At 39.9% G+C, this 13,090-nt stretch carries 11 protein-coding genes and 1 other annotated feature; of the genes, 1 reads left to right on the top strand and 10 read right to left on the bottom strand.

Features of this window, described 5'->3' with window-relative positions:
• Nucleotides 1–84 precede the first annotated feature (84 nt).
• The 8 genes from infC to E7C97_RS07695 form a co-directional block, all read right to left on the bottom strand.
• A complete protein-coding gene (gene infC, locus E7C97_RS07660; protein ID WP_000848177.1) occupies nucleotides 85–615 on the bottom strand; it encodes a translation initiation factor IF-3 in 531 nt (176 codons plus the stop codon).
• Between the two features lie 15 nt (nucleotides 616–630).
• Nucleotides 631–761: a sequence feature (ribosomal protein L20 leader region), on the bottom strand.
• Nucleotides 762–849: 88 nt separating this feature from the next.
• Entirely contained in the window at nucleotides 850–2,241 is a 1,392-nt protein-coding gene (pgdA, locus tag E7C97_RS07665) for a peptidoglycan-N-acetylglucosamine deacetylase PgdA (protein ID WP_316108707.1), read from the bottom strand.
• A 262-nt stretch (nucleotides 2,242–2,503) separates the two neighbouring features.
• Entirely contained in the window at nucleotides 2,504–4,231 is a 1,728-nt protein-coding gene (ezrA, locus tag E7C97_RS07670; protein ID WP_316108708.1) for a septation ring formation regulator EzrA, read from the bottom strand.
• Between the two features lie 81 nt (nucleotides 4,232–4,312).
• A complete protein-coding gene (gene gyrB / locus E7C97_RS07675) occupies nucleotides 4,313–6,259 on the bottom strand; it encodes a DNA topoisomerase (ATP-hydrolyzing) subunit B (RefSeq protein WP_316108710.1) in 1,947 nt (648 codons plus the stop codon).
• Nucleotides 6,260–6,273: 14 nt separating this feature from the next.
• On the bottom strand, nucleotides 6,274–6,837 hold the full coding sequence (locus tag E7C97_RS07680; protein WP_049531027.1) for an HAD family hydrolase: 564 nt from the start codon (nucleotides 6,835–6,837) through the stop codon (nucleotides 6,274–6,276).
• A gap of 105 nt (nucleotides 6,838–6,942) precedes the next feature.
• Nucleotides 6,943–7,494 (bottom strand): DJ-1 family glyoxalase III, encoded by a 552-nt coding sequence (locus E7C97_RS07685; protein ID WP_316108712.1) that lies wholly within the window; start codon nucleotides 7,492–7,494, stop codon nucleotides 6,943–6,945.
• 10 nt (nucleotides 7,495–7,504) lie between these two features.
• Nucleotides 7,505–8,728 carry an FtsW/RodA/SpoVE family cell cycle protein gene (locus E7C97_RS07690; protein ID WP_316108713.1) on the bottom strand — a complete coding sequence of 408 codons (1,224 nt, stop codon included), beginning with the start codon at nucleotides 8,726–8,728 and terminating at the stop codon, nucleotides 7,505–7,507.
• 32 nt (nucleotides 8,729–8,760) lie between these two features.
• Nucleotides 8,761–11,214, bottom strand: coding sequence for a bifunctional DnaQ family exonuclease/ATP-dependent helicase (locus E7C97_RS07695; protein WP_316108714.1), 2,454 nt, complete (start codon nucleotides 11,212–11,214; stop codon nucleotides 8,761–8,763).
• A 118-nt stretch (nucleotides 11,215–11,332) separates the two neighbouring features.
• Here E7C97_RS07695 and E7C97_RS07700 point away from each other — a divergent pair, with 118 nt between their 5' ends.
• Entirely contained in the window at nucleotides 11,333–11,518 is a 186-nt protein-coding gene (locus tag E7C97_RS07700) for a hypothetical protein (protein ID WP_045762893.1), read from the top strand.
• A 23-nt stretch (nucleotides 11,519–11,541) separates the two neighbouring features.
• Here the strand turns inward: E7C97_RS07700 and E7C97_RS07705 are convergent, their stop codons facing one another.
• Entirely contained in the window at nucleotides 11,542–12,390 is an 849-nt protein-coding gene (locus E7C97_RS07705; RefSeq protein WP_316108716.1) for an NAD(P)H-hydrate dehydratase, read from the bottom strand.
• A gap of 129 nt (nucleotides 12,391–12,519) precedes the next feature.
• The coding region (locus E7C97_RS07710) for an LPXTG cell wall anchor domain-containing protein (RefSeq protein ID WP_316108717.1) at nucleotides 12,520–13,090 on the bottom strand (571 nt) is incomplete at its 5' end.

Here is a 13,090-nt window from a genome sequence, read left to right on the forward strand (position 1 = left end):
CTGTACGTTTGAAACGTTTAGCTGATGCGCGGTGTGTTTTTTGTTTTGGCATGATTTTTTCTCCTTTATTTAACTTTCTGACAATTATTTTTTGTCAGTTGCTGGCGCCAATTGCATGAACATTTGGCGTCCATCCATTTTAGCACGTTGTTCAATGATAGCAATATCTTGAGTTGCTTCAGCGAACTCGGCTAAAACTTTTGCACCAATCTCTTTATGGGTGATCATACGCCCCTTAAAGCGAATAGATACCTTCACTTTGTTTCCTTTTTCAAGGAACTTGCGAGCATTGCGAAGTTTAGTTTCGAAATCACCCTTGTCGATAACTGGGCTCAAACGAACTTCTTTCACGGTCACAACGCTTTGTTTTTTGCGTTGCTCTTTTTGTTTCTTCTGGTACTCAAATTTGAACTTACCGTAGTCCATAATTTTCGCAACAGGAGGTTTAGCTTGAGGTTGAATGAGAACCAAGTCCACATTAGCTTCGTCCGCAAGTGCTTGCGCTTCGCTTAGTGGTTTGATACCCAATTGCTCACCTTCAAGACCGATTAAGCGAACTTCGCGTACACGAATTTCATCATTGATGAATAAGTCTTGCTTTGCTATGGTTTTCACCTCTTTTTTTAATTTAGAGAAAAACAAGAGCGGACTTGCTAACGCAAACCCGCACTACATGATTGTATTTCATTTCTGAAATTTGATCCGTAGGGGCCAGACAACGTTAGTCGCAAGGCGAGAAGTTCTCACTTCTGCTTTTCTCAACTTTTATATGATATCAAGTTTTCCCCTACTTGTCAAGATTAAAACTATCTTTTTTTAATTTTTTCTAAATATTTGCCGACAATGACCTTACTGGTTACGAGAATAGTAAATCTCATGTGGCTTCAAACGAGTGTTGAGTAGATCTGATACAGTAACAAAACTATAACCTTGTCCCTGCAGATACTCAATTACCTTTGGTAATGAATTAACAGATGTTTGATGAATATCATGCATCAAAATGATAGATCCATTGCTTACCTGACGTTGAATTTCTGTTAAAATAGCAGCTTCATTTTTACTCTTCCAATCCAAACTATCCACATCCCACATAATAAAGCTTAAATCAAGGCTATTGCGAATATCATCTGAGATTGCACCGTATGGCGGACGCATCAATTTAGAACTTTTTCCAAGAACTTTTGTAATAGCGTCTTCGGTATCTGTGAGCTGTTTCTTAGCATCTTCCAGTGACAGTTTTGTTAAAATTGGGTGATTCCAACTATGGTTTCCAACTTCATGACCTTCAGACTGCATACGTTTAAGAATCGACTCATTACCTGCAATATTCTTTCCTTGGACAAAGAAAGTTGCTTTAATCTTGTATTTAGCCAAGATATCCAATGCCTGTGGCGTTGTATTTCCGTCCGGTCCATCATCAAAGGTAAGAGCTACTACTTTTTTATTTTTCTCAGCCTGAGCCTTCTTATAAAGTTCTGCATCCTTTTCAGTTAGATAGGACGATTGGATAACATCAAAGAAGTCTGAAATAGGCAAAGCTATTTCTTCTACATTATTAATTGCTTTGACTGGATATAACACCAATTGACTATCTTTGTAAGCGAACTTCCAAGATGATAAATCGCTAGCTGAAAAATCGGCTATTACTTGATCAACAAGAGTTTGTTCAAGCTTTTTATCTTGGAGCGTTGACTTGATATTCTCAAGAAATGTTTCTTTGGCTTTGCTAGCATCTGTAAAGAGCTGATCTAAAGTAAACAGGGTCCCATCTTCCTTAAGATAAAGCTGATCTAATGATGTATTTTCTAATTCTACAACAGTAGAATCACTCAAATCATAGACCTGTTTTTTCACAAGATGACTCTCCACACCCTTGATAGAAGAAGAATCTTTCTCAGAGTAGTAAAAGATCAAATCTTCCTTATCTTCTACCTTATCCGTGATATCTTTTACAATGATATCCTGAACAGGGGTAATGACCTTGTCCCCCGTCATAGGATAGTAGGTGATGATTTCTGCCTGCCCTTTACGAAAATGATCTTTCTGACTTCCTTGTGAATAGGAATCATCTTTTTCTTTTTTCAGTGCTTCAATTTTTTGCTCAAAAGCTTGCTTCGTCAAGACTTTATAAGCAATACCTGCTCCTAATGTTAAGATTGTGAAGAATAGAAGCCCCACAATAATCCACAAATTTCTTCTCTTTCTGTCGTTTACTTTACGGCTTGTTCTTTTTTTTGTCATAGTCATATCATATCAAATCATGCCTATAATTTCAATGATAAATAGGAAAATGTCCATTTTTTAGAAAAAGATCGGTAAAAGAAAGAGGTTGGGACAAAAGATCCCTACCTCACTTTTTATTAGCAATCAAACTTTGACGCGGTAGCTGATTGGACTTTTTGTTGGTCTTTTAGACTCCAAAAACTCCTAATCATCTTGGCGGGGCTGGGACTACGAAATCGAGACTTTGTCTATCGATTTCTGTCCCACCGCCTTCACTTGATTAAAATCGAATGATTTCTCTTGTTTTTTCATATGAAGAAACAAAGCGATTTGTTACTCCTGGTTCAGCAACTTCCAAAGCTTGGGAAATTTTTTCAAAAGATGCTTGATAATCAAAGGCATTTTCAAAGATTTCTAAAGATTCATGGAAGGCTTGTTGAATCCCTTCATCAAATGATCTGTAGCGATTAGAATATTGAAGCAACTGTTCTGTCAAGGTAGCATATTGCACGATACTGTATGTTTCTGTTTCCAAAACTTCCATATCATGTGACGCGATTTCTAGGATACGATTGACAGACTCAATGTTTACTTGTGTCTGTTCCAACTCTGCCATCAAATCTTCAGTACTATGACTAGCAGCAAAGAACAACTTCAAGAAGTTCTGTGGGATTCCTGGAAGATTTCTCTTTTCCATGTAGCGCTTGATCGTGTGGAGGCGATTGACGTAAACATTTGCCTTTTGACGAGCATTAACATCATCTTTTTCAATCTGTACTAGACGTTCGCTCACTGAAACTTGATCATCTTCAATTTCTTTTAATGTAGCTTGAACATTTTCTAAACGTTCTTCCAATACAGAGTAAGCTTCTGAATATTCCTCTTGTTCTGAAGTCAAATCGCTAACTGTAAGTTCTAGGGAATCCAAATCCACTTGAAGACGACGAACATGATTTACATCACTCTCAGCCATCAAGTAGGTCTTGCTCAAACGCTCGATATCTTTCACCAAGACTTGATTATTGTCTTTTAAGTGGTCAAGATAAGTTGGAAGTGTTGACAGCAAGTTTTCAACAACTTTTTGAGAAGCAATCTCTCGTGTGAAAATATTATAGAGAGCATTGATTTCTTCTTGAATCTGAGTGTTTTCATATTCAGCATTGTCCAATTCCAATTTTTTAATATTTTCTTGGTTATTTTTCAAAGCTTCATACAACAACTGTAAACGTGATTCTATGTCAGTTTCTACAAAGTGATAGTTGGCATCAAGCAACTTACGATAGCCAGCCTCTAGATCTTCAAGTTGATCAGGAAGTTCAGTCGTTAGTTTAGTAACAATTGCTGGAATTCTCTCCACGATATGTGTCAAAGCGAGAATATGGTTTTCAGCATTATCTAAAATTCCTGCTGCTTCAACTGGATCTCCTGAAGAGTTTAGCGTCACAAATTGAGAAAATTCAGATTGGATGTTCTCCAATTGTTTTTCAATTTCAGGAAGTGCTTGACCATATTTCTCAGAATCTTCTGCGACTGTTTTCTGCAGGCTTTCAAATAAATCTAAAGCATGCAAGACACGACCACTATTTTTGGATTCTTGTTTTTCTAGATCTGCCAAAGCATTTCGAATGGAAGCAATATCTTCTTCGATAAGGGTAATCTGGCTTTCAATTTGATCAATTTTGTGTTGAGCTTTCAAGAATCGAAATGAATTATTGTACCCTTCTGCTTCAAACAGATTATTCTCAATATCCGCAAATGAGTTGAGTGATAGGTCTACCCATTTTTGGTTCCACTCTCTAAATGCAATCTGACTTTGACCAATCAGATGCATATTCTTAACAGCTTCTACTTCATCGTTAACTGGAAGGTTATACAACTCTTCCTTTCTTTCTTCTAATACTGCGAGCCTCTTTTCATTGCGTTTGCGTAACAAAACTGCCACAACATATGCAATAATCAGAAGAGCCGCGATTGCAATCATAGTAATAATCAACAGATTATCAGACATATCAAACTCCTTTTTATACATGAAACAATTGTAATGATTATATCATATTTTTCAAACCATGGGAACTATTTCCCAATTTTTTTAAACGTCAAGCGTACTGTAGACCGCATTTTCTTCGATAAATTCTCGACGTGGTTCTACACGGTCCCCCATGAGCATATCAAAGATTTTATCTGCTTCTGCAGCATCATCAACTGATACACGCGCCATGAGACGATGTTCTGGGTTCATGGTTGTTTCCCAAAGTTGATGGTCATCCATTTCTCCAAGACCTTTATAACGCTGAATAGTTGGTTTTGAACGTCCTTCACTATAGCGAGCTAAGGCTTCCTGTAGACGGATTTCTTGATCTGCTCCAGGTTGGATGTATTCTTTAATTTCACTGCCGACCTTAACACCGTAAATTGGTGGTTGAGCGATATAAACATAACCTGCTTCTAAAACGGGTTTCATATAACGATAAATCAACGTTAACAAGAGGGTACGGATGTGGGCTCCATCAACATCGGCATCCGTCATGATAACGAGTTTTTGGTAACGGGCCTTGCTGACATCAAATTCAGCACCAAAGCCTGTTCCCATAGCTGTGAAAAGGCTACGGATTTCTTCATTGGCAAGGATTTTATCCATGCTGGCCTTTTCAACGTTGAGGATTTTACCGCGAATTGGTAAAATCGCTTGGAATTCACGGTCACGACCAGACTTTGCAGAACCTCCTGCTGAATCTCCTTCGACGATGAAAAGTTCAGTTTCAGCTGGATTGTTTGAGGAACAATCTGCTAATTTCCCTGGAAGGTTTGAAATCTCTAAACCAGATTTCTTACGAGTAACCTCACGCGCACGCTTGGCTGCGACACGCGCCTTAGCTGCCAGAATCCCTTTTTCAACGATACGCTTAGCAATCTGAGGATTTTCCATTAGGAAGTCTGAAAATGCTTCACTAAAGAGTCGGTTGGTAATCTTGACAACTTCACTATTTCCAAGTTTAGTTTTCGTTTGTCCTTCAAACTGAGGATTTGGATGCTTCACAGAGATAACAGCAGTCAATCCTTCACGGACATCCTCACCTGTTAGATTATCTTCATTGTCTTTGAGGAGTTTGTTTTTACGAGCGTAGTCGTTAATGACACGAGTTAGGGCTGTACGGAAACCTTGTTCATGTGTTCCGCCTTCATGTGTATGAATGTTATTGGCGAAACTCATGACATTTTCATGGTAACCAGTTGTGTACTGCATGGCTACTTCGACTGTGATATCATCCATTTCTCCATCAGTGTAGATTGGTTTTTCAAAAATGACATCCTTGTTTTCATTGATATACTCAACATAGCTCGCAATCCCACCTTCGTAGTGGTAGTGTTTTGTTTGTTCAAGTCCCTCACGCTTGTCAGTGATGGAGATTTGAAGGCCACGATTCAGAAAGGCGAGTTCTTGGATACGTTTGTTTAATGTATCGAAATCAAAGGTTGTTGTTTCTGTAAAAATCTCTGGGTCTGGAGTAAAGTGTACGGTTGTACCTGTTTTATCAGTATCTCCAATCACCTCAAGGTCAGCAACAACATGTCCACGACGGTATTCTTGGTAATGGATTTTTCCATTTTTGTGAACACGAACATCCAACTGAGTAGAAAGAGCATTTACAACGGATGAACCTACACCGTGGAGTCCACCTGAAACCTTGTATCCGCCACCGCCAAATTTACCTCCAGCGTGAAGAACGGTAAAGACAGTTTCAACGGCAGGACGACCTGTCTTTTCTTGAATATCAACAGGGATACCACGTCCATCATCAACAACCGTGATAGAGTCATCTGGCTCAATAAAGACCTGAATATGACTAGCAAATCCCGCCAAGGCCTCATCGATAGAGTTATCAACGATTTCCCAGACTAGGTGGTGAAGACCTTCTTTTGAAGTCGACCCGATATACATTCCAGGACGCATACGAACGGCTTCCAGACCTTCCAAAACTTGAATCTGACTGGCATCATAATCCTGTGCCTGTTGGTTTTTGATTTCTTCTGTCATTTTTTCCCTTTTTCTTACATTTCTAATACTTGTCTCAATGTCACGATATTTTCAAAGAGATGCGTCGCTAAGCCAGCCGCTTGTCCAGCTTCAATATCGATAGGACGATCACCAATAACGATGCCAGAGCTTATCTTGTACTTATCTCGCAAATAGATCATAGACTCTGGATTTGGTTTTCTCTTAAAGCCAGAGCTAGCTGTTACTACTTCTGTAAAATAGTCAGCAATTCCAGTCTTTTCAAGGATTTCCAAAACTTGGTCATTGCGATGCGAAACTAAAAAGTTCCGTCCTCCCTGGTCTGAGATTTCCTCCAATAAAGCAGGTACTCCCTCAAACAAGGCAGGATGTTCAAGCTCTCGCGCTTCATTTTCCTTATATTTTTCTAAAAAATGCTCTATTGTTGGGGCAAATTGGTCAATCGCAAAAGCAGTTGACACTTTCAAGGCATTGTAAACTTTATCATGTTCTTCTTCGATTCCAAATTGAGCTAATGTTTCCACAAAAGCAGCGGTCGAAGTCTCATAATTATCAAGTAAAGTTCCACCTAAATCCCAGATGTAATCGTGATATTTCATACCCTTCATTATAGCATTTTTTTATCAAAAAAGCGACGATTTCCTTCTATTTTAACAGTAAAAAACGAGAAGAATCCCCTAATTGATAGATTCCTCTCGTTTTAGTTAATCTAATCCAAACACATCACGATAGAGCATGGCTTCTCTCAAAGCATCTGCATCTCCACCAAGTTGTTCCACTAGGTTATAAGCAAAGGCAAGGGCAGTTGCTGGCCCGCGACTAGTAGTCAGCTGACCATCAACAACTACTGTTTCCTTGCGATAGTGACCATCAGCAATTTGCTCTTGGACACCATCATAGCAGGTGAACTCTTTATCCTTGAGGAGACCAGCTCGATTCAGTACAATTGGTGCTGCACAAATGGCTGCTACTTTTTTACCAACTTGCTCAAATTTTTGAAGTTCAGCAATCAATTGCTCATTATCACGCAAGTGAGCTGAACCTGGCATACCTCCTGGTAAGACAATCAAGTCGTACTCAGATAAATCACCATCAAACACACGATCTGCTTGTACTTGGATGGCATGTGACCCCGTCACTTGGGCTTCAAAACCAACCATATGACAAGCAATATTGGCACGACGTAATACATCCACAACTGTTAGGGCTTCGATTTCTTCAAAGCCATCTGCTAAGATAACTGCTACTTTAGCCATGATTTACTCCTTATTTAACTTTTTTCAAAACAACTTTCTTCCGTTTAAATCTTGTCTTACCGCTCTTTTCTTCGGCTAGATGCGTTTGATAACTCATCGATAGAAGCAAACCAACACCAATCAGATTACTGATAATGGCTGATCCCCCTTGGGAAATGAACGGCAGAGGAATCCCTGTCAGAGGAAGGAGGCCTGTCACCGCACCGATATTTTCAAAGATATGGAACAAGAGCATCATAATGAAGCCAGTTGAAATGTAGGTATAAAATTGATTATTGGACTTCAGAGTGATTTTTAACATTCGATAGATAAGTAGGAGATAAAGCGTAATTACGAGGACAGAGCCGATAAAACCAAAATCTTCTGCAATGACTGTAAAAATCATATCACTCTCACGAACGGGAATGAGGAGGTTGGATACATTAAATCCTTGACCAAATAAGCCTCCACTTCCAATGGCGATTTGCCCTTGCGCCTGTTGATAGGTGGTCGTTTGTGCATAATCAAAGGGATTGAGCCAAGCAAGGATACGGTTAATCTGATAGGTTGGCATCCCGATCTGATGCATGAAAGCACGCCCATCTTTTGTGATGAAAATGGCCAAAAATCCTGCAATTCCTGATACAACTGTCGCAAAAATTGGAATGATAATTTTCCAAGAAACGCCAGAAAGCAAGACCAGTCCAGCAAAGATGGCGACAAAAACCAAGGCCGTTCCTAGGTCACTCTGCAAGGCCAGTAAAACTAAGACTGGCAGTGTGAAGACAATCAACCACAATATCAAGTGAAAGTCTAATGCAATCGTTCGTTCTTTTTCCTTGTGTTTCTGTGTGAACTGAACAATGACCCGAGCCAAGATCAAAATATAGGAAATTTTCATGAATTCGGAAGGTTGGAAAAGTGTCACTCCTCCAATTGACACCCAGTTCTTGGCCCCTGTTGCTGCCACTAAATTTGGATTGTAAAAAACCAAGGGTAAAACCATAAGGACTAGACCTAGGGCGTAGAGATAGGGAGTCGCCTGCCATAAAAATTTTGTATTAAAAAACATGACTACAAAGCTGATGATAATTCCCAAGACGATCCATGCTAGTTGCTGACCTAGAATAGGCCAAATATTTTGAGGATAGTCATGGCTGACAGCTATGTAAATAGCCACAACTCCAATCACCAGCAAACAGAATACTGGCAATATTAAACTATAATCGACCCGAGAGTCGAGAGAACGTTTCATAAAGGTCTCCTTCATTCTTTCAGATGTTTATTTTATTTTTTGTGTAAAAATTCTTGAACTTTTGAGAATACTTGCTCTTTGCCAATTTCTCTCACTCGACTAGTCTGTGACAAGGCCTTGCCAATCTGCTTTCCATATCGCTTGCTTGTCATTCGGCTATCCAAGATAAGGACAGAGGAGCGTTGCCCTAGACGACGCATGGTTCTACCAATTGCTTGTTTGAGGCGAATAATAGCCATTGGCAGTTGATAGTCGTAGAAAGGATTTTTCCCTTCAAGACGCAGTTCCTGATTCATTTTTTTCGTAAAAGGATCTTCTGGATTTTGGAAGGGCAGGCGTGTCACCACTTCAATCACTCGAGGATGAGTCGCAAAATCAACTCCCTCCCAAAAACTACCTGTCCCTAGTAAGAGTTGAGAGTCTCCTCTTTCAAATCGTTTCTTGAGTTGAACCGGATCCCCGTTCTTATATTGGGCTAAATGAGAAAGAGATAAAGAATCTGATACCTGCAACAAAAGGTCTTTTGAAGTGAATAAAACGAGCATGGGCTCTTCAAGATAAGACAAATCTTCCAGCACTTCTACAAGTGCATGAGCATAGTCTTCTTGAGAGGTTTCAGTCACCAATGGAAAATCCTTAACAACCAAAATTTCTTGATTTTCTTGAAAATTCTCATCCAGTCTGTCAAAGGCCGCATGCGGGAATCCCATTAGTTCTGGTAAAGATACTCTGCTACTAATTTCCAAAGTTGCAGAGACAGCTAAGAGTTGACAACTCTCTGGAAAGATTTCCGAAAAGAGCAGACGTTGATTGCGACTGGAAGAAATGACAACCTTCTTGCTAGACAAGTCTGAGGCTGATAGCCAAAATTCTCCATCAGTGCAGAAAAATCGCTGACAGTCCTTGAAAACTTGAACTTCTAACTCTGAAAAATCCTGTTGGAGTTGTGCCATTGTTGTCGCAGGGCACATTCTTCGTTTGCCTGATAGGAACTGGTCCATCAAATGACAAAGCTCAAAGCGAATACTCTCCATCAAGCGTCTCTGAAGCGTCCCTTCTTCTCGAACTAGAGCTTGATCTAGCTGGTCTACTATGTCGTTTAAAACGAAACTCTTTTGTAAAAGACTTTCCAAAGTTAGTAAGATCTTCTGGGCCTCATCCAAAATCAAGAGACGGCCCTCTAGTAGACTGGGATCATCCTCAAGTCGGGTAACGAGATAAGCATGATTTGTCACAAGTAGCTGGCAAGAACGAGCTTTTTTCTGCCCCCGTCTCCAAAAATCCTCTAACCAAAAGAGAGAAGCTTTGGGAAGATTCCCATCATGTACCAAGTTTGGTAAAAACTGCTGGTAGCGATAAAGTTGTCCAATCTCATCTAAATCTCCAGTTTCTGTTTCGGTCAACCAAACTAGGAGTTGCATCTTAAAACGTGTGTACAAGCGATTGGACTCTTCTTCCTCTAGTGCATGATGAAAGGCATCTAGTTTTAGATAATTCTGTGGTCCTTTAAGATTATGAATCGAAAGGTGAAAGACCTCTTCCAATCTACGAGCCTCTTCTTGCATCACTTGATTTTGTAGAACTTTAGTAGGAACACTGAGAAGGATTCCTTTTTCGTTTTCTAGTGATAAAGCGGGTAACAAATAGCCGTAGGTTTTCCCAATTCCAGTCTGAGCTTGCACAAAAGCAATTTTCTCATTCTGTAGAAAATCTTGAACCTTTTGAGAAAAACTAGCTTGTGGGGCTCTATCTTCCAAATCCAACAAGGCAATATTGGTTTGGAAATCTTTAGATAGTTTACGTGGAGAAAGGACTGGCTTCTCTTTTCTTAAAAATAAACCTTGCACCTCTACCAAGTCATGTTCAACCAGGATTGACTGCTTCTGATAAACTTCCTCAATAACCAGATAAGACTCATATAATAAACCATCTGACAAACTTAACAAGCGCTCCAATAAGCCTTTTGGCAGTTGAAACATTTTTTGTCGCATACAGAGAAAGAGTTCTGCTGTTGCTTGAGCATCTGATAAGGCCGTATGGGCTTTTTCTAGTGAAATTCCTAACTCTTGACAGAGAATCCCCAGATTATACTTTTCAAGCTGAGGATAAAAAACCTGAGCCAACTCGACTGTATCGATACGGGGAGTGCGTAATTCATAGCCCTCAAAAAAGAGAAATTCTGCCAACAAATTAGCATCGAACTGGACATTGTGCGCAACAAAAACACCGTCCTTGACCAAGTCAAAAATTTTTCCAGCCACCTGAGAAAACTCTGGTGCCTCTGCTAGTCGCTGATCGGTCAAACCCGTTAATTCTTTGATATGAGAATCCAAGGGTTCGTGGGGATTGATATCCGTGGCATATTGGTCAACAATCTCGCCATTTTCAATGACCACGATTCCTACTTGGATAATTTTTGCCTTGCTTCCGGTACTGGTCGCCTCTAAATCCACGACAACGTACCGATCATTTCTAAAATTCATCATTAAAAATTATATCAAAATTTACACAATTTGACATCCATGAACTTTATTGGAAGGGTCAAGTTTCTTGCAAGTTTTTTCAAAAAATGATTGAATAGAAGTGTAGAAAAGGAGTGACATCATGAACCCATTAGATTTGTTTAATCAAGTAAAAGAGCTAATCGAGAAAAAAGATTTGGCTGCCGCAAAAACCTTTGTCGAAGAAAATAAGGACCAACTCGGTGAGTATCTTAACCAAGCACAAGCTTTGGTTTCAGGCTCAGAAGGACTTAACGGTCTTGTAAATAAGGTCAAAGGCCTCTTCTAATAGTCAAAAGGCACCTGAAAACCTCAGGTGTCTTTTTGTATTTTCTTCATAAAGGCTGGGATATGTTGACTGATCGTGGTTGGCAGAACTACAAAATTGTCCTCAGCCAGTTCTTGGGCAATTGCTGAATGTAAATAGGTCGCTACTGTCACTCTTTCATAGAGACTTGCTTGGGGAAATTGACCTGCAAAACCGGCAATCATCCCAGCTAAGGTATCTCCCATTCCCCCAGTCGCTTGATAGGGACCTCCAACTCCCAGCTGATAAAAATCAGCTTGACCAGCTTGCCAGATTCGAGTAGCTGGACCTTTTTGAACCAAAATCGTTCCTGAAGGAAATCTCATCAAAGCCTCTCCTGTTTCCTCAGCTCCTTGAGAAGTCAATTCTAAGCCTGACAAGACTTGCCATTCCCTTTGGTGAGGCGTTAAAACAAGCTGGGCTTTAGGAAATTTCAACCCCGTCTTAGCAAAAATGGATAAGGCACCACCATCCAGTATGAGAGTCTGGTCTTGATTTAAATGATGAAAGACTGTTTGGAGAAGCTTTTCTCCACGCTTATCATCCACTAGTCCAGGTCCAACCAAGACAATGTTAGCCTTCTGCAATTGTTGCTCAAGTAATCGCTCATCATCAAGAGCAAAAGCCATAGCCTCCGGAAGATGGCTATGAAGAGCTGGAATATTCTCTTTATCTGTAGCTACTGTAACCAATCCTGCGCCACTTTTAACAGCCCCTAAGGCAGCCATAATAATCGCTCCCCCATAGGGATAAGTCCCTCCAATCAAGAGAAGACGACCATAGTCTCCCTTATGACTAGAACGAGAACGCTCGATGATTACTTTTTTTAGTAGAGCTTGATCAATCTCTTTCATACACTACTCCTTCATGCTTGTTCTTACTTTCATTATACACCTCACTACTCAATTAATAAAGGAGAAGACTATGCTATCTTCTCCTTCTTTTATAATGATTAGCTTTTTCAGAGCTATGAGTTATCAACCTTACTTTTCTTTACGTTTAACTGTTAGTAGAGCTACTGATAAAACAAGACTGAGACTTGCTAGGAAGGCAGCTGTATCAGATCGACTTTCACCTGTTTCTGGAAGTCTTGCTGAATTTGCTTTTCCTGGATTATTTCCAGAAACCTCTCCCTGAGCTGCTAGCCCATGAGCTTGGTCTACTGATGCTACTGGTTCTTGATTTTGTTCTTTATAGACAATCGCATAAAGTCCTAAATCTTTGGTTGTAAATTCAACCATGTCACCTACTAACGTCACCTTTTGAACCTGCAAGCCTTGGTCTAAGCTCATGTGATAAACCTCTTGAACCTGTCCCTTGACTGGTAATCTCACTAGGACAACACCTTTGAGTTCAACTTCTTGGTTGTCCTTATCTAGTAATTTCACTTGATAAGCATCATAGTGTTTACCAGCTAATTCTTGTCGTAGAACCTTTTGCACTTGAAGCTTGAGGTCTTTAGATAACTCTGTAGTTAGCCCTGCTACCAGAACTCCAGTTTCCTTATCAGTCAAAATTCGAACCTCTTCGGCTGGTTTAACAAGACTTGGTGCA

The sequence above is a fragment of the Streptococcus sp. genome (genome assembly GCF_032481935.1).
GTDB lineage: Bacteria > Bacillota > Bacilli > Lactobacillales > Streptococcaceae > Streptococcus.